General features: G+C 56.8%; 14 protein-coding genes. 8 read left to right on the top strand and 6 right to left on the bottom strand.

Going from position 1 to position 16,876, the window contains the following annotated elements; translation table 11 throughout:
• Nucleotides 1-21 precede the first annotated feature (21 nt).
• Nucleotides 22-369, bottom strand: coding sequence for an antibiotic biosynthesis monooxygenase family protein (locus ACMGGW_RS05955; RefSeq protein ID WP_025302122.1), 348 nt, complete (start codon nt 367-369; stop codon nt 22-24).
• A 174-nt stretch (nt 370-543) separates the two neighbouring features.
• Here ACMGGW_RS05955 and ACMGGW_RS05950 point away from each other — a divergent pair, with 174 nt between their 5' ends.
• The 5 genes from ACMGGW_RS05950 to ACMGGW_RS05930 all read left to right on the top strand — a co-directional run bounded on the left by ACMGGW_RS05950 (nt 544) and on the right by ACMGGW_RS05930 (nt 6,273).
• Nucleotides 544-1,227, top strand: a complete 684-nt coding sequence (locus tag ACMGGW_RS05950; protein WP_049208883.1) for an ArsR/SmtB family transcription factor — start codon at nt 544-546, stop codon at nt 1,225-1,227.
• Nucleotides 1,228-1,301: 74 nt separating this feature from the next.
• Entirely contained in the window at nt 1,302-2,009 is a 708-nt protein-coding gene (locus ACMGGW_RS05945) for a glutathione S-transferase N-terminal domain-containing protein (RefSeq protein ID WP_025302120.1), read from the top strand.
• A gap of 130 nt (nt 2,010-2,139) precedes the next feature.
• Complete coding sequence (gene phoA / locus ACMGGW_RS05940) at nt 2,140-3,567, top strand: alkaline phosphatase (RefSeq protein WP_049295264.1); 1,428 nt, start codon at nt 2,140-2,142, stop codon at nt 3,565-3,567.
• Between the two features lie 461 nt (nt 3,568-4,028).
• Nucleotides 4,029-5,609, top strand: coding sequence for a malate dehydrogenase (quinone) (gene mqo, locus ACMGGW_RS05935; protein ID WP_025302118.1), 1,581 nt, complete (start codon nt 4,029-4,031; stop codon nt 5,607-5,609).
• Nucleotides 5,610-5,814: 205 nt separating this feature from the next.
• Nucleotides 5,815-6,273, top strand: a complete 459-nt coding sequence (locus ACMGGW_RS05930) for a helix-turn-helix domain-containing protein (RefSeq protein ID WP_025302117.1) — start codon at nt 5,815-5,817, stop codon at nt 6,271-6,273.
• A gap of 58 nt (nt 6,274-6,331) precedes the next feature.
• On the opposite strand, the gene ACMGGW_RS05925 is transcribed toward ACMGGW_RS05930, so the two are convergent.
• The 4 genes from ACMGGW_RS05925 to ACMGGW_RS05910 form a co-directional block, all read right to left on the bottom strand.
• Nucleotides 6,332-7,369 (bottom strand): fimbrial protein, encoded by a 1,038-nt coding sequence (locus tag ACMGGW_RS05925; protein ID WP_025302116.1) that lies wholly within the window; start codon nt 7,367-7,369, stop codon nt 6,332-6,334.
• The gene (locus tag ACMGGW_RS05920; RefSeq protein WP_025302115.1) at nt 7,366-9,927 is read right to left on the bottom strand and encodes a fimbria/pilus outer membrane usher protein; all 2,562 of its coding nucleotides are present in this window, start codon (nt 9,925-9,927) and stop codon (nt 7,366-7,368) included. The genes ACMGGW_RS05925 and ACMGGW_RS05920 overlap by 4 nt, the downstream gene beginning before the upstream one ends.
• 75 nt (nt 9,928-10,002) lie before the next feature.
• Entirely contained in the window at nt 10,003-10,731 is a 729-nt protein-coding gene (locus tag ACMGGW_RS05915; RefSeq protein WP_025302114.1) for a molecular chaperone, read from the bottom strand.
• Nucleotides 10,732-10,812: 81 nt separating this feature from the next.
• Complete coding sequence (locus tag ACMGGW_RS05910; RefSeq protein WP_041034152.1) at nt 10,813-11,370, bottom strand: fimbrial protein; 558 nt, start codon at nt 11,368-11,370, stop codon at nt 10,813-10,815.
• Between the two features lie 472 nt (nt 11,371-11,842).
• Between ACMGGW_RS05910 and ACMGGW_RS05905 the strand changes: the two genes are divergently transcribed.
• The 3 genes from ACMGGW_RS05905 to ACMGGW_RS05895 all read left to right on the top strand — a co-directional run bounded on the left by ACMGGW_RS05905 (nt 11,843) and on the right by ACMGGW_RS05895 (nt 14,982).
• Nucleotides 11,843-12,559: an EAL domain-containing protein gene (locus tag ACMGGW_RS05905; RefSeq protein WP_016928483.1), complete on the top strand. Its 717-nt coding sequence runs from the start codon at nt 11,843-11,845 to the stop codon at nt 12,557-12,559.
• Nucleotides 12,560-12,580: 21 nt separating this feature from the next.
• The gene (locus ACMGGW_RS05900; protein ID WP_004939094.1) at nt 12,581-13,171 is read left to right on the top strand and encodes a LuxR family transcriptional regulator; all 591 of its coding nucleotides are present in this window, start codon (nt 12,581-12,583) and stop codon (nt 13,169-13,171) included.
• Nucleotides 13,172-13,356: 185 nt separating this feature from the next.
• Entirely contained in the window at nt 13,357-14,982 is a 1,626-nt protein-coding gene (locus ACMGGW_RS05895; protein ID WP_099816784.1) for an FMN-binding glutamate synthase family protein, read from the top strand.
• Between the two features lie 109 nt (nt 14,983-15,091).
• Here the strand turns inward: ACMGGW_RS05895 and betA are convergent, their stop codons facing one another.
• The gene (gene betA / locus ACMGGW_RS05890; RefSeq protein WP_099816783.1) at nt 15,092-16,759 is read right to left on the bottom strand and encodes a choline dehydrogenase; all 1,668 of its coding nucleotides are present in this window, start codon (nt 16,757-16,759) and stop codon (nt 15,092-15,094) included.
• Nucleotides 16,760-16,876 lie beyond the last annotated feature (117 nt).

Genomic DNA, 16,876 nt, shown 5'->3' with positions numbered 1-16,876 from the left:
CCCGCCGTCAGCGGGCTTTTTTCAGGTGCGGTGATAGCAACGGCTATCCTGCGGCGCCTGGTCGCGTCTCTCCAGCCCGTAATCCCGCACCACCTCCGCCACCCGCAACCGGTACTGCGCCAGCACCTCGCCACGGCCGCGCGCCTGTGCCGCGCGATGCTGCTCGAGATTGCGCCACTGCTGCACCGCCGCCTCGTCGCGCCAGAAGGAGAGCGACAGCAGGCGCGCAGGATCGGCCAGGCTTTGAAAGCGCTCGATGGAAATGAATCCGTCGATCTGCGCCAGCAGCGGCTTCAGCTCCGCCGCCAGCGCCAGATAGGTATCACGCTGCCCATCAGCGGCCTGCAGTTCAAAAATCACGGCGATCATTATCGTCTCCTCTCACGGTAAAATTCCGGTACGCGCGCATGGTAAGAATGGCGCCACCGCACCGATTCCAACGCCCGCTCATCAATATCCAGCGAACGCAGACGCACTGCACCAGAGTGCGATAACCACAGGTTAGCGATGGACGCGCAGTCATACTTCGTCTAACCTCGAAGTATGCATAACATCGACATTGAAGATCGTTTAGCGGCGCTGAGCGCCGCCATCGCCGACCGCACCCGGGCGCGCATGCTGTGCCTGTTGATGGACGGGCGCGCCTACACCGCCACCGAGCTCAGCGCGGCGGTCGAGGTTGCCCCGTCCACCGCCAGCGCGCATCTGGCGAAACTGCTGGAGCAGCGGCTGATCGCCTGCGTCAAACAGGGGCGCTACCGCTATTTCCGGCTGGCCGGGCAACCGGTGGCCGACGCGCTGGAAGGCCTGATGGCGCTGGCGGGCGTACCGCGCCCGTCGGTGAAAAGCAGCACGCCCACCACGCTGCAATATGCTCGCACCTGCTACGACCATATGGCGGGCGAGGTAGCGGTGAAGCTGCACGATCGGCTGCATGCGCTGAACTGGCTGGCCGGTGAAGAAGACTACCGATTAAGCGACGCCGGTCAGGCCGCGCTGACGCGGCTGGGCGTCGATTGCTCTCCCGCGCCCACTCGCCGCCGCTTCGCCTGCGGCTGTCTGGACTGGAGCGAGCGCCGATCTCACCTCGGCGGCGCGCTGGGCGCCGCGCTGTTGGCCGCCTTTATCCAACGCGGCTGGATCCTTCGCCGGCTCGACAGCCGCGAGCTGCAGCTGACCCCCGCCGGTAAAAAAGCGCTGGCCGCACATTTTGACCTCACGGTGTAACCCGGCGACAGGGTAGTTTTACTGCAATACTCTAGGGGTACGCTTAAGCGACCCCGCCAACCCGAGGAGTTTCCATGCTCGATTCCACCCAATTCCCGATCGTCAAACGCTGGCCGGCTCAGCATCCGGAATGGCTGCAGCTCTACTCTCTGCCGACGCCGAACGGCGTCAAAGTCTCCATCATGCTGGAAGAGATCGGCCTGCCTTATGAAGCGCACCTAATCGACATCGGCAACAATGAAACCTGGACGCCGGAATTCCTGGCGCTGAATCCGAACGGCAAGATCCCGGCGATCATCGATCCCGACGGCCCCGGCGGCCGGCCGCTGCCGCTGTTCGAATCCGGCGCCATTCTGCTCTACCTGGCGGAAAAGAGCGGCCGCTTCCTGCCGCAGGATCCAGCCCAGCGTTATGAAACCATTCAGTGGGTGTTCTTCCAGATGGCCGCCGTCGGCCCGATGTTCGGCCAGCTCGGTTTCTTCCATAAATTCGCCGGGCGCGAATATGAAGACAAGCGGCCGCTGGAGCGTTACAAAAACGAATCGAAACGCCTGCTTGGTGTGTTGGAAACGCGCCTGGAGGGCCGTGACTGGATCATGGGCGCAGACTACACCATCGCCGATATCTCGCTGCTGGGCTGGGTGCGTAACCTGATCGGCTTCTATGAGGCGCGCGATCTGGTGGAGTTCGACAGCTTCCCGCGCGTCGCGCAGTGGCTGGAGCGCGGTTTAGCGCGGCCGGCGGTGCAGCGTGGGCTCGCTATCCCGGCGCGCGCGGCCTGATCGTCACACGGGATGGCCATCGGACCGTCCCGTCTTTCATTGTCATAAAATTGTCATCCCCCTGCTCTACTCTCCTTTCATAACAATTTGATGTTATTTACATTGTTGTATTACGACAAGGAGCTTACCCATGCAACCTGCTGTATCCCTGATCGCCGGCGCCGTGCTGTCCGCCCTGCTCTGTTCCTCCACCATCGCGGCGGAAACCTCGGCCAATGCCGATGGCCTGACCGAGCGCGCCGCGCGCGGTACCCTCACCGAGCCGGGCGGCGCCCGTCGCCTGGCCGGCGATCAGACCGCCGCGCTGAAGGCGTCGCTGTCGGACAAAACGGTGAAAAACGTGATCCTGCTGATCGGCGACGGCATGGGGGATTCCGAGATCACCGCCGCGCGCAACTACGCTGAAGGCGCAGGCGGTTACTTCAAGGGCATCGACGCCCTGCCGCTGACCGGGCAATACACCCACTACTCGCTGGACAAGAAAACCCACAAGCCGGATTACGTGACCGACTCCGCCGCCTCGGCCACCGCCTGGGCCACCGGGGTGAAAACCTATAACGGTGCGCTCGGCGTGGACGTGAACGGCAAAGACCAGCCAACGCTGCTGGAGATCGCCAAGGCGGCCGGCAAGGCCACCGGCAACGTCTCCACCGCCGAACTGCAGGACGCCACGCCGGCGGCGCTGGTGTCGCACGTCACCTCGCGCAAATGCTACGGCCCGGAAGAAACCAGCGAGAAATGTGCCGCTAACGCGCTGGAAAACGGCGGCCGCGGCTCGATCACCGAGCAACTGCTGAAAACCCGTGCCGACGTCACGCTGGGAGGCGGTGCGAAGTCCTTCAACCAGCTGGCGAAAAGCGGCGAATGGCAAGGAAAATCGCTGAAGGACCAGGCGGCGGCACAGGGTTATCAGTGGGTGAGCAACGCAGATGAACTGCAGGCCGTTACCCTGGCCAATCAGCAAAAACCGCTGCTGGGCCTGTTCGCCGACGGCAACATGCCGGTGCGCTGGCTGGGGCCGAAAGCCAGCTATCACGGCAACCTCGACAAGCCGGCGGTAACCTGTGAAAACAACCCGGCGCGCACCGCGGCCACGCCAACGCTGGCGGCGATGACCGACAAAGCGATCGCGCTGCTGAAAGACAACCCGAACGGCTTCTTCCTGCAGGTCGAGGGGGCGTCGATCGATAAGCAGGATCACGCCGCCAATCCGTGCGGGCAGATTGGTGAAACCGTCGATCTGGACGAAGCGGTGCAAAAAGCGCTGGCCTTCGCTCGCGCCGACGGCAACACGCTGGTGATCGTCACCGCCGACCACGCGCACTCCAGCCAGATCGTCGCCGCCGACGCCAAAGCGCCGGGCCTGACCCAGATACTGACCACCAAAGACGGTGCGCCGATGACCCTCAGCTACGGCAACTCGGAAGAAGAGTCGCAGGGGCATACCGGCACTCAGTTGCGCGTCGCGGCCTACGGCCCGCACGCCGCCAACGTGGTGGGATTGACCGATCAGACCGATCTGTTCTTCACCATGCGCGATGCGATGGGCATCAAGTAACCGCCAGCTGAACGATGGCCGCTCGCAACGGCGGCCATTTATGATTGGTTACCGATAGGTATTTGCAATTTAACCGCAATTATTGTGTGATAACGAAATAACGTTTAATTGCGTGACAATTAACCCCTTAAAATAACGCGGTTATACAGCCTTTCTTCCCTCTCTGTTTATTCCTGCGACAGCAACCGCCCTATTTTTGCTTATATTCATTTTTTTTAGTTACAAAAGTAGTTTTTAACATTCTCGCAAACAATAATACCCCGCCAGTAACGTGAACCGATCAATTTGCATCCGGACGGCCTGCAATAGTTCACTTTTCGTTAAATACCCTATTAACAAAAAGGCATTATCGCTGCCTATCGGCTCACGCCGGGCGGTCGGCTTCATTATTTTCCAGGGTAACTCCCGCTAAATTCTTTCACCTGCAATGAGTAGAATTTACACACAAGAGATTTAATTCAATGAGAAAATTACTCGTCCTGATTTTCAGTCTCAGCCTGTTTAGCGTTACGCAGCAGGCGGCGGCTGAAGAGAAGAATAAAACCGTCGACGTGGTGTTGATCGGCGGCGGCATCATGAGCGCCACCTTGGGTACCTATCTGCATGAGCTGGAGCCGACCTGGACCATCGACATGTACGAGCGCATGAACGGCGTGGCGGAAGAGAGCTCCAACGGCTGGAACAACGCCGGTACCGGCCACTCCGCCTTTAGCGAAATGAACTACACGCCGGAAAAAGCCGATGGCACCATCGACATCAGCAAGGCGGTGAAGGTCAACGAGTCTTTCGAAATCTCTCGCCAATTCTGGTCTTATCAGGTGAAAAACGCTGTCCTGAAAGATCCGAAATCCTTCATTAACAGCGTGCCGCACATGAGCTTCGTGTGGGGTGACGACAACGTCAACTTCCTGCGTAAACGCTACGCGGCGCTGCAGCACAGCACCCTGTTCCGCGGCATGGAATATTCCGAAGACCCTGCGCAAATCAAGCAGTGGGCGCCGCTGGTGATGAACGGCCGCGATCCGGCGCAGAAAATCGCCGCGACCCGCATGCCGCTGGGTACCGACGTCAACTTCGGCGTGATCACCCACCAGTTGGTTGACGCGCTGAGCGCCAGCGACAAGTTCAAGCTGAACCTGAGCCACGAAGTGCGCGACATTAAGCGCAACGCCGACCAAACCTGGAGCGTGACCGTTGCCGATCTGAACCGCGACGGTAAAGAAACCACCGTTAACGCCAAGTTCGTGTTCATCGGCGCAGGCGGCGCGTCCCTGACCCTGCTGCAGAAATCCGGCATCCCAGAAGCCGACGGCTACGGCGGCTTCCCGGTCGGCGGCCAGTTCCTGGTCACTACCAACCCGGCGATCGCCAACCAGCACCTGGCCAAAGTGTATGGCCTGGCCAGCGTAGGTTCGCCGCCGATGTCCGTGCCGCACCTGGATACCCGCATGCTGGACGGCAAGCGCGTGCTGCTGTTCGGGCCGTTCGCCACCTTCTCCAGCAAGTTCCTGAAGAACGGTTCGCTGTTCGATCTGATGCACTCGCTGAGCACCTCGAACCTGATGCCGATGACCCACGTCGGTCTGGATAACTTCGATCTGGTGAAATACCTGGTCGGCCAGCTGATGATGAACGACGACGATCGCTTCGCCGCGTTGAAAGAGTACTTCCCGGACGCCAAGCAGGCAGACTGGAAGCTGTGGACCGCAGGCCAGCGCGTACAGATCATCAAGAAAGACGCGGATAAAGGCGGCGTGCTGCAGTTCGGCACCGAAGTCGTCAGCTCTGAAGACGGCAGCATCGCCGCTCTGCTGGGTGCTTCGCCGGGCGCTTCTACCGCTGCGCCGATCATGCTGCATCTGATGGAAACCGTGTTCAAAGACAAAGTGGCGACGCCGGAATGGCAGAGCAAGCTGAAAGAGATCATCCCGTCTTACGGCCACAAGCTGAACGGCGATATCGAGATGACCAACAAGATCCGCGGTTACACCAGCAGCGTGCTGGGTCTGAACTACATTGAAGTGAAACCGGAAACTAACTGATTTTCCATCGCTTCCTACTGATAAGGCCGCTTTATGCGGCCTTTCTTTTATCCCCCTGCCGTTCAAAGAGCATTTTTGGCCACCTTTTTACCCCCGGTTTACCCTTGCGTAACGGCGCACTCACGCCTATTATCAAAGTATATTCTTGGATAATTAAGCTAAGTCACTGTGACCTGAATGTCGTTTTTGCGGGAGAACTAAAACCATGGATCGCGTCAATATCATTCACGATTTACTAGACTGGATTGAAACTCATCTGGACCAACCGCTGCTGCTGGATAACGTCGCCGCCAAGTCGGGCTACTCCAAATGGCACCTGCAGCGCATGTTCCGCAGCACCACCGGCCACGCGCTCGGCAGCTATATCCGCGAGCGGCGCCTGTCGCAGGCGGCGCAGGCGCTGCGCTCCACCCCGCGTCCGATCCTGGATATCGCCCTGCAATACCATTTCGATTCTCAGCCTTCGTTCTCACGCGCCTTCAAGAAACAGTTCGGTAAAACCCCGGCGGTGTATCGCCGTACCACCCGCTGGGATGTTGCGGAGTGGCCGGCACAGCCGATAGAGGCGCAGGCTGAATCGCACCATGATGCCCCCACGCTGCCACGCTGGTACGCCGGCAAACCGCCGGAAGGCGTTTGCACCAGCTGGATGGGGCTGCGTTAATCGATAACGCAAAAAAGCCAATGGATAAAACCCATTGGCTTTTTCGTCGGAACGCGACTTAGTTGTACTCGATGGTAAAGGTGGCGGTCGACTTGATATTGCCGCCTTTGATCGTCGAACCGGTGCGATAGTAGCGTGCCTTCAGCGGCAGCGTTAAGGTATTGGCCTGGTTGGGAATGGTACGTCCGGCATTGACCGCATCGCCATTTTTGATCGGCTGGGTCGTATTGCCGGTCAACAGCTGGACGGCAACACCGGATGCTGTGTTGGCGCCAGGCTCGGATTTGATCACCCCAGGTGCATTGGAAGCATCCTGCGTATAGTCAAAACGCACATTGACGATCCCTTGTCCCGCACTGCCTGGCAACAGATCCTCACCAACGCCGCCAACGCAATTGATATTGATATCAAATGCTTTTTCACCCTGCGTTGAACCTACGCCGCCAAACGAGGCTGCAGTGACAGTATCCAGATTAACCACCTTGTTCTTGGAACCGCTGTCCACGTTGCAAGTCGACGTCACGATCGTCAGGCTGTTGGCATCGACGATCGATTCCAGCATCGGCAATCCCTGACCGGAACCATCCATATAGTAAGTCGTGTACTTGCCTGGGACCAGTTGGCCGGTGCCGGTTTGCGCGGCGGTTTTCACAATGTCGATCTTAAAGTAACCGCCATTCAGGTTGACGGTTGTATTACCCCGTAATGCCAACGTGTGGGGATAATAAGTACTTATTGTCCCCGCTTCACGGTATAAACGAATCCCGATACCTGGAATATTGGTGCTCCATACATTGCTGAAGCTCGTCCGGCTGCCCTGGAGGATCTGCCCAATCGCGCTACCGCCGTTATAACAACGACCATAACCGGAGACCGGGTTAATCGCGAACTGACCGGTGACCAAGGTGTCTCCAACCTGGCTGCTTGGCGTAACCAGCACGCGCCCAAGCTTCATGTTGATCACCTGCGCCTTGTAACCATTATTAACGTAACAGGCGGCGTAAGCGCTCTGGCCGCCCGCCATCAGCAGTCCGAGCAGCATCAGGCATTTCGCTGGCGCTTTATTCAGCGGTGGAACACGCGTAAACTTTATCATTTGCAACTCGCTTCAATAATTTCGTAGTCAGGATTATTGCTTTGCGCCTTGGCGCTATAGCTGACAGAGCACTGCTGCGTTGGCTGTGTGCCCCACTTAATCTGCAACAAACCTTTCTTAGCTTCGGTACGCAAGTAGATGCGACTGCCCTGCCCAACAATGCCGACCACCTGATTACGGGTATCCAGCACTTCAGCGCCAAACGGCAGCGCGTTGCCATCAGGGCCGAGCGCATGAATGATCAATGCCTGGCCTTTCGTTGTTTTGAATTCCAACCGGGCAACCGCGCCGGCATATGGCGCAACCTGTTGGCTGCTGCTTTCCAATTCAACATCGCGTGACATGCCGCTCGGATCGAGCGTTACGCTCGTCATGCGATATGGTGCAACATAAGGAACCACAGCATAACCGTTGTCATCGATACGAACGCCTGGCGAGTTGGTCACAATCGCGCCAGCGGCGTCTGGCGCTTCCACCAGCACCATGGTCTGTCCGCGTTGCGGTGTCAGCGTGACGCCGCCGCTATGGGCAACCACGCTGCCCGATGCACCGATCGACGACTGACGGTAATCTTTACCATAGCTGTAGGACCCGTTCATCGTGGCGAAACGGCTACGGTATTCACCGCTCACGCTGCTGTTGGTGCCGCCTGAACGATCGTTGGCTAACGTAGCGCTATAGCTGATGTTGTTGTCTTCGCCGGTTGAACCATTCATGCCCACACGGCTGCTGTCGTAACCGTTGTCGGTGTAGCCCAGTGAACTGTTCAGGCTCAGGGTTTGCGAACCGACGCTGAATGGAATCGACAGTGTCAGGTAATAACGAGTCTCATCTCGGTTATACATATCCGAGGTGCGCATGGCGGAAAGGCCATAGGTCACGCGACCATAATAGTTGTTATAGCCCACCTGGTACTGCTTGGTGCTCCCGCCACGGTTCCAGTAGTCGCGTACCGAACCGGTGATGTACAAGGAACCGTAATTGTCGCCCAGCCCTTGGTTCAGCGTCAGCTGGTATTCGCTACGCTGGCGGTTAACCGCATCTGCGCTTAAACCCTTGCGCTCATTGTCACGGGAGTAGACGGCATCCTGCAAAGAGAGGTAGCCGGAAGTCGAATAGCGATAAGCAGCGATCGTGAAGTTGGTGTTGGTTTCGGTCATCAACTTGCTATAGCTGAGCTTATAGCTCTGGCCTGATTGGTCGCCCTGCTTCAAGCGGGTATTGGACTGCGTGACGTCCAGCGCAAATGCGCCAACCGGTGTCGCGACCGCGCTGCCCACCAGCACTGCACCATAGCCATCGCTGACGATCCCGCCTGTGTATCCCGTAAGAATGTTGGTAAAACCGCGCTGATAAGTCGCCTGGAACATGTCGGGTTCCTTGCTTAAATTATCATCGCGTACTCGACCCGCAGTGATGGCATAACGCTGAATACCTGGACGAAGCATCTGCGCTACCGAAGCATAGGGAACGCTGAACTGGCGTTTGCTGCCGTCGGCCTCGTTAATGGTGACATTCAGATCGCCGCCGTAACCCGTAGGGTAGAGATCGTTGATGATGAACTCGCCCGGAGCGACGGTAGTTTGGTAGATCAGCTGGTTATTCTGACGTACTTCCACCAGGGCGTTGCTTTGCGCGACCCCACGCACAACCGGCGCATACCCGTTCAATGAATCAGGCAGCATGCGATCGTCCGTGGCGATCTGCACGCCGCGAAAACCGATGGAGTTGAAGAAATCACCGCTGGTGTAACTGTCGCCCAACGTCAGCATGCCGCGGATAGACGGCATTGCCCGCTGCGCGTAAGTCGCGGTGTTTTGCCAATGGGTGCTGTCGTTAGAACGCCAGTTCACGTTGGAATCGTGACGCAGCTGCCAACCCGCCACGTTTAACCCGGCATTCAACGTTAAATATGCATTAGTTGAATCGGAGTTGCTGCCGTTGGCAGAGCTGTGGGTATTGAACGCATTGAAATTATACGACAGGCTGCCGGCGGTAATACCGCGATCCCAGAAGCGCGGATCGACATAACCGCGAGCGCTGCGGCGCAGCGCCGCCTGAGGGATGCTGATATCCATGCGCAGCGTACTGGTGTCCAAGCGGTAATAGGCTTCCGGTACCCATTGAGTCAGCGTTTTGCACGTCTCGGTATTAACGGCAGGATCCCCGCTCATTGTGGCGGTATCCACACCGAACTCATCCAACGACAGTAAGCTAAAACAGGTATCGGCGCTGTTTTTCCCCGGCACGTTTTTAAAGTCGATACTTTTTTTGCCTTTCCACTCGCCGTTCACATACACGTCGAGCGAATATTTTCCCGCCAAGATCGGGTTACCATCACGGAAGCGTGAAAGATCCACGCCCTGCGCTTCCCCAATCAGGAAGCTGCTGTTAAAAGTCGCTTCAACCGGTGCTGCCGGCTTTTTGCTATCGGCAACCCCCTCCGCCCAAGACGTCGCAGGGGCCGCCAGACAGAGCGCGCTACCGGTTAACAGCAGAATCGATTTATAATTGGACAGCGCCATTTTAACAGCTGCAGAGATAGGTAACTCTTTCATATAAAGCATTCCTTTACCAAATTAAGCTCGCCCTCTGAAATAAATTGCTCTGGGCCTGAGGCTCTGTTCCAAGAGTTACTTTTGCTTATTCTTAGTACGGGACACGCGTCCGCCAAAATCATTAATAGTGGTGTAGGCAATGTCAGCAATGCGCGCGCTGTCGCCGGAGAACGACAATGTCTTTTCCTGTCCGGGTGCCAGCATGTCGCCGTGCGGGGCCAACGGCACACGTTTTTGGTTCACGACAGCATTAATCTCGGTAAATGACACATAGTACGGCGTTGGGTTTTTCACGCTGACGCCCCCAGCGCTGAAGCTCCACTGCAGTTTTTCCGGCGCATCATTCGCTTCTCCCGCCAGACCGGTCGGCCGATACAGCAGTTTTACGCGGGTACGGAATGCCACCTGTAAAAAGTTTTCAGGTGCGCCATTGTTTGCCCCGGTTGGTGCTGGCGGGATCTCCAGTACGTTCAACCAAAACAAGGATTCTTTGTCTTGCGGCAAACTCGCCGTGGTCAATGAAACGCGCAGCGCTTGGCCGGTAGCCGGTTCAACACGGCTGATTGGCGGTGAAACGATAAATGGCGCTTTGCTGTTTTCTGGTGTGGTTTTTGCGTCGCCTTCATCAATCCAAGACTGAATAAGTGCCGGTGAAGCACCATTATTTGATAATTGGACGGTAACTTCCCGTTGCTTTCCCGGATAAATAATACGAGTACCGTTAATAATGACACTGGAAAAAACGCTGCTACTGAAAAGCATGGCGCTCAGCAATATGCTGTATTTTTTAAATGAGTTCTTCATTATCTTATCGCTACGGTAAGGGAAAACGGTGGGGGCATAACTCCCCCACCCGAATAAGAATATTACTTAAAGAAATATTACTTACTGGTAAATGATGGTGTACTGAACGCTAGAAGTCACATCACCAGCGCCGGCAGCGTTGGTAGCGTAATATTCAGCGTAGTAGTTCAGGTCAGCAGAGTCGCCTTCGTTAGCAACGGTAACCCACTGGGAGTTATTCTGCGCACCATTAGCACCAGCAGCCAGGATAGGCAGGAATTGGTTGTTGCTGCCCAGAAGCTGGATCTGCACGTTAGTTGCAGCATCAGTCTGCGCCTGGTTGTTCAGACGGCCAGTATTGAAATCAACAGTAGCGCCCGGTTCGAAATAAGTAGCTACCTGGCCTTTAGAGCATTTGGTCAGGTTGATCGCGAACGGAGTACGGCCAGCAGTTGCGCTCTGAGTTGCCAGAGTAGAAGCAGAAACAGTTGGCAGAGTTACGGTGAAATCTTTACCGCCTGGGGTGCTGATAGTACAAGTTTGGTCAGTCACTTTACCGTTGAAAGTAATAGTCCCGTCAGCAGCTTGAGCAGAGAAAGAAGAAATAGCAGCAGTGCTTACAGCCAATGCCAATACAGCAGACAGTTTAGAGATTTTCATATTTAGACTCTCGATGAATTAATACGCTTATAAAGTACATTCAGCGATGCTACTCCTTGTCAGGAATGAAGCCCGATGAATCCATTGCCGGACGAAATATAGACTAAGCATATTCTTAATGTTAAATCGTTTAAAACATTCATAAGGCCCCTCTTGATAGGAATAAACTATCGGAGGGTACCTATCGATCGATGTTGACGATTCATATGAATAGGAATAATCTGTGTTTGGGAAAGCTTCAGAGTTCAAGATTTTGCATTAAGGCCTGAAAATCAGAATATTATCCCAAATATTTACATTTAGTAACATATTGCGACGTTTGGAATTTGGCACGAATTACGCGCTCAATGGTCTGTCGACACGCTTCGGCCATCCTGACGTTTTAAATAAGAAATTTACCAATAAACTTGGAGTAACTTTCTTTTTAAGCATTTAAAATCAACAAGTTAAATATCAATCCAAGGATTGGGAAATGAGCGGTTCTTTCAGAGAGAAAAATAACGGCATTAATTATGTTTTTCAGCCAATGTTCGCGAAATCGGGACAATTGCTGGCCGTTGAATGTCTGTCTCGCTTTACGTTTAATAGCGAATACGCCCATTTTTCTCCTGAACAGTTCTTTCGTCACGCCGACAGCGCAACCCGGATTGAGATTTTGATGGATCAGATCAATCTGATCGATAAATACAAACACTGGTTTCATGAAAACCAAGTGATAGCCACTTTGAATGTTGACGATTATTCCCTGCAATCGCTGGCGAATACTCACTTTGCCGAAAGAATTAATGCCCTGCGCTGTATTCATTTTGAGATCAGCGAGAATTCAACCCGGCTGGTGAAAGATCGCGTGCACGGCGATCCGTCATTGAATAGTTATTCATTTTGGCTCGATGATTTTGGTTCTGGCTATGCGGGTTTTTCCGCGTTGTACAACAGCCAGTTCCGCTTCGTTAAGCTCGACCGTTTTCTGCTTTGGGACTTCATGAAAAAGTCCGGCGGCGAGGGCTTGATGCGCGCGTTACTGCGCTTTTTTTACCTTAATCATTACAAGGTAATTATCGAAGGAGTTGAAACTCCCGAACACAAGAAATGGCTGGATGAAATGCCATATTACGCACTGCAGGGAAAGCTGTGGAAGGAATCCAGCATCAAGGATTTGAACTCGCTTCTTACAGCTGAATACTTTTAACTCGGTATTGGTGTTTGCCCTATGTCTAAAAACAACGTTCTTGTGATTAGTGAGTGTAAGTACAGCTATGTTGGCCTGTCGGTGCTGCTAAAGAAACACTACGGCGCGTACGATATCCGCCTGTTTTCCGATTTCATGCACGGCGGCGCCAAAGCAGAGAAGATCACCAAGCACGATATTGCGCTGATTTTCACCTCGCAAAACCTGGAACAGAGCGTCAATGTGATCGAAAGCCTGGTGTCCCTGCATCAGCAGTACAACAGCAAGACGCGCCTGCTGGTGTTTTATGACGACGAGCGGGTAGTGAAACTGTTGTCGATCCTGGGGATTTCCGTCGAGTTGGTCTCCACCCGCATTCCGCTTTATTCGCTGCAGGAAAAAATCCAGCGGCTGCTGGAAAGCAAGGAACCGGGCGGTATCCGGGTGCAGAAAACCCGCGAGCTCAGTCCGGCGGAAAGCGACGTGATCTTCAACCTGCTGCGTGGCGACAGCCTGCTACACATTGCGGAAAAGCGCGGCACGCACCCGAAAACCATCTTCTCGCAGAAATACAGCGCGATGAAAAAACTGCGGCTGCGCAGCATGAGCACCATCTTCGTCGCCGGCAAATAAATACCCAGGCTTGTTGCGCGGTTCGCCGCGCGGCAACCCGCCCCCCCTTCCGTACGTTAAATTAATGTAACAACTGGCGACAAAGCAGCAACAGACACACAACATCCCCTCCTGTTGGTTACGATTTGCACACGGATTATCCGTGAGTCATGTCGTGTGGATTAAAATAAACATCAGGAGATGTTATGAAGTCGTCCTTATTCAGCCGCTATACCTGCTTTGTGCTGAGCATCTTGCTCACCCTGGTTTTCTTGATCATGATGCACAATCATCCGTGGTTCTGGCTGCCGGCCCTGGCCTGCGGTTGCCTGATGGTGCTGGGTATCTACGATCTCACGCAGCAACGCCACGCCATTTGCCGCAACTACCCGATCATCGGCCGCCTGCGCTTCTTCTTCGAGTTCATCCGCCCGGAACTGCGCCAGTATTTCCTCGAGCAGGACAATGAAGAAATCCCGTTTTCGCGCACCCAGCGCACGCTGGTGTATCGCCGGGCGAAAAACGAGATGGGCGACAAGCCGTTCGGCACCCTGCTGGATGTGTACCAAACCGGCTATGAGTGCATCGGCCATTCCATGCGGCCGGTGGAAGCCGCCGACCCGACCAGTTTTCGCGTCACCATCGGCGGCGCCGACTGCCGCCAGCCCTACTCCGCGTCAATCTTCAACATTTCGGCGATGAGCTTCGGCGCGCTCTCCGCCAACGCCATCCGCGCGCTCAACCTCGGCGCGGCCAAAGGCAACTTCTACCACGACACCGGCGAGGGCAGCATCAGCCGCTATCACCGCGAAAACAACGGCGATCTGGTGTGGGAGCTGGGCAGCGGCTATTTCGGCTGCCGCACCGCCGACGGCCATTTCGATCCGCGCCGCTTTGCCGAACAGGCGCAAAGCCCGCAGGTGAAAATGATTGAAATCAAGCTCAGCCAGGGCGCCAAACCGGGCCACGGCGGCATTCTGCCGGCGAAGAAGGTGGATGCGGAAATCGCCGCCACCCGCGGCGTGCCGGAAGGCGTCGATTGCATCTCGCCGGCTTCGCACAGCGCCTTCACCACCCCGCTGGAAATGATGCATTTCATCCAGCAGTTGCGCGAGCTGTCAGGCGGCAAACCGGTCGGTTTCAAGCTGTGCATCGGCCACCCGTGGGAGTTCGTCGCCATCGTCAAGGCGATGCTGCACACCCGCATTCTGCCGGACTTTATCGTGGTGGACGGCAAGGAAGGCGGCACCGGCGCCGCGCCGCTCGAACTCTCCAACTATATGGGTATGCCGCTGCGCGAAGGGCTGCTGTTCGTGCATAACACGCTGGTGGGCTGCGGCCTGCGCGACCAAATCAAGATTGGCGCCAGCGGCAAGATCATCAGCGCCTTTGACATCGCCAGCGTACTGGTGCTCGGCGCCGACTGGGTGAACTCGGCGCGCGGCTTTATGTTCGCCGTCGGCTGCATCCAGTCGCAAAGCTGCCACACCAACCACTGCCCGACCGGCGTCGCGACGCAAGATCCGCTGCGTCAGAAGGCGTTGGTGGTGCCGAACAAGGCGGAGCGCGTCTATCACTTCCATCAAAATACGGTGAAAGCGCTGGCGGACATGCTGGCGGCGGCCGGCGTCAGCCGCCCGGAGCAGCTGACCTCGCACCATATGCTGCGCCGCATCACGCCGACCGAGATCAAGGTGTATGCCGATATCTATTACTACCTGGAGCCGGGCGCGCTGCTGCAGCCGGAGATCAAAAGCGAGTTCTACGCCCGCATGTGGCGCATGGCGACGCCCAACAGTTTCGATCAGGCGATCTCGCTGCCGGCGGCATGATGGGATAAGGGATAAAAAGAGAGTTGCCCCCTCGCCTTGGGGAAGAGCATATGGAGAGGGGTTGCTTGCTACGGCGGCCCTCCCCCTCAACGGCGAGAGGGCGTGTCGGTTACTGCTTGCGCACCGGCGCATCGCCGGCGACGTAGTAGTCGGCGGTGCTACGCGGCAGCGGCGCACGCTGGCGAATGCGATCGGCGATCTTCTCGGCGATCATGATGGTGGTGGCGTTCAGGTTGCCGGTGATGATCAGCGGCATAATCGACGCATCCACCACCCGCAATCCTTCCATGCCGTGCACCCGGCCCTGGCCGTCGACCACCGCCATCTCGTCCTCGCCCATCTTGCACGAGCAGGACGGGTGGAAGGCGGTTTCGGCGTGCTCGCGCACGAAGGCGTCCAGCTGCTCGTCGGTCTGCACCTCTGGCCCTGGGCTTATCTCGCGGCCGCGGTATTCGTCCAGGGCCGGCTGCGCCATGATTTCGCGCGTGATGCGGATAGCGTCGCGGAACTCCTGCCAATCCTGTTCAGTCGCCATGTAGTTGAACAGAATGCTCGGGTGCTGACGCGGATCTTTCGATTTCACCTGCACCCGGCCGCGGCTCGGCGAACGCATCGAGCCGACGTGCGCCTGGAAGCCGTGCTCTTTCACCGCGTTGCTGCCGTTATAGTTAATCGCCACCGGCAGGAAGTGATACTGAATGTTCGGCCAGGCGAACTCTGCGCGGCTGCGGATGAAGCCGCCGGCCTCGAACTGGTTGCTGGCGCCGACGCCGGTGCCGTTGAACAGCCACTCCGCACCGATCTTCGGCTGGTTAAACCATTGCAGCGCCGGGTACAGCGACACCGGTTTCTTGCAGGCGTATTGCAGGTACATCTCCAGGTGGTCCTGCAGGTTTTCCCCGACGCCCGGCAGATCGTGCACCACGTTGATGTCCAGGCTTTTCAGCAGCGCCGCCGGGCCGACGCCCGAACGCTGCAGAATTTGCGGCGAGGCGATGGCGCCGGCGCACAGCAGCACTTCGCGGCGCGCTTTGGCATAGGTCAGCTGATTGCTGTCGCCCTGCAGATAGTTGACGCCCACTGCGCGCTTGCCGTCGAACACGATATGGTCGGTCAGCGCATGGGTGACGATCTTCAGGTTCGGCCGCGAACGCGCCTGATCCAGATAACCGCGGGCGGTGCTGGCGCGGCGCCCTTTCGGGGTCACGGTGCGATCCATCGGGCCGAAGCCTTCCTGCTGGTAACCGTTCAGATCGTCGGTGCGCGGATAGCCCGCCTGCACGCCGGCTTCCACCATCGCGTGGAACAGTTCGTTGTTACCGGCCTTCGGCGTGGTGACGCTCACCGGGCCATCGCCGCCGTGGTAATCGTTCGGGCCGATATCGCGCGTTTCCGCCTTGCGGAAATACGGCAGGCAGTCCAGATAGGTCCAGTCTTCCAGACCCGGCGCCTTGGCCCAGTTGTCGAAATCCATCGCGTTGCCGCGAATATAACACATGCCGTTGATCAGGGACGAACCGCCCAGCCCTTTGCCGCGGCCGCATTCCATCCGGCGGTTGTTCATGTGCGGCTCAGGATCGGTTTCATACGCCCAGTTATAGCGGCGGCCCTGCAGCGGAAACGCCAGCGCAGCCGGCATCTGAGTACGGAAATCCATCCGGTAATCGGGGCCGCCGGCTTCCAGCAGCAGCACGCTGACGTCGGCGTCCTCGGTCAATCGGGTGGCTAACACGTTGCCGGCGGAACCGGCACCGATAATGATGTAGTCAAATTCCATTCATTATCTCCTTACTTTATAGGCCTGCACGATGCGAAAACGCGAAGCGCTGATCCGCAGCAGGCGGTGTATTTGGCTCTCGAGGAGTGTCGGCCGCAGCCAACGCGGCTGCGGCTC

The sequence above is a fragment of the Serratia sp. BNK-4 genome, from assembly GCF_048685115.1.
GTDB lineage: Bacteria > Pseudomonadota > Gammaproteobacteria > Enterobacterales > Enterobacteriaceae > Serratia > Serratia bockelmannii.
This window is presented reverse-complemented; position numbering and strand designations above follow the sequence as displayed.

Coding starts and splice junctions, on each gene's coding strand:
- ACMGGW_RS05920 (WP_025302115.1), bottom strand. CDS start 9,927: ATGAAAGAGTTACCTATCTCTGCAGCTGTTAAAATGGCGCTGTCCAAT.
- phoA (WP_049295264.1), top strand. CDS start 2,140: ATGCAACCTGCTGTATCCCTGATCGCCGGCGCCGTGCTGTCCGCCCTG.
- ACMGGW_RS05945 (WP_025302120.1), top strand. CDS start 1,302: ATGCTCGATTCCACCCAATTCCCGATCGTCAAACGCTGGCCGGCTCAG.
- betA (WP_099816783.1), bottom strand. CDS start 16,759: ATGGAATTTGACTACATCATTATCGGTGCCGGTTCCGCCGGCAACGTG.
- ACMGGW_RS05950 (WP_049208883.1), top strand. CDS start 544: ATGCATAACATCGACATTGAAGATCGTTTAGCGGCGCTGAGCGCCGCC.
- ACMGGW_RS05930 (WP_025302117.1), top strand. CDS start 5,815: ATGGATCGCGTCAATATCATTCACGATTTACTAGACTGGATTGAAACT.
- ACMGGW_RS05925 (WP_025302116.1), bottom strand. CDS start 7,369: ATGATAAAGTTTACGCGTGTTCCACCGCTGAATAAAGCGCCAGCGAAA.
- ACMGGW_RS05910 (WP_041034152.1), bottom strand. CDS start 11,370: ATGAAAATCTCTAAACTGTCTGCTGTATTGGCATTGGCTGTAAGCACT.
- ACMGGW_RS05895 (WP_099816784.1), top strand. CDS start 13,357: ATGAAGTCGTCCTTATTCAGCCGCTATACCTGCTTTGTGCTGAGCATC.
- ACMGGW_RS05955 (WP_025302122.1), bottom strand. CDS start 369: ATGATCGCCGTGATTTTTGAACTGCAGGCCGCTGATGGGCAGCGTGAT.
- ACMGGW_RS05900 (WP_004939094.1), top strand. CDS start 12,581: ATGTCTAAAAACAACGTTCTTGTGATTAGTGAGTGTAAGTACAGCTAT.
- mqo (WP_025302118.1), top strand. CDS start 4,029: ATGAGAAAATTACTCGTCCTGATTTTCAGTCTCAGCCTGTTTAGCGTT.
- ACMGGW_RS05915 (WP_025302114.1), bottom strand. CDS start 10,731: ATGAAGAACTCATTTAAAAAATACAGCATATTGCTGAGCGCCATGCTT.
- ACMGGW_RS05905 (WP_016928483.1), top strand. CDS start 11,843: ATGAGCGGTTCTTTCAGAGAGAAAAATAACGGCATTAATTATGTTTTT.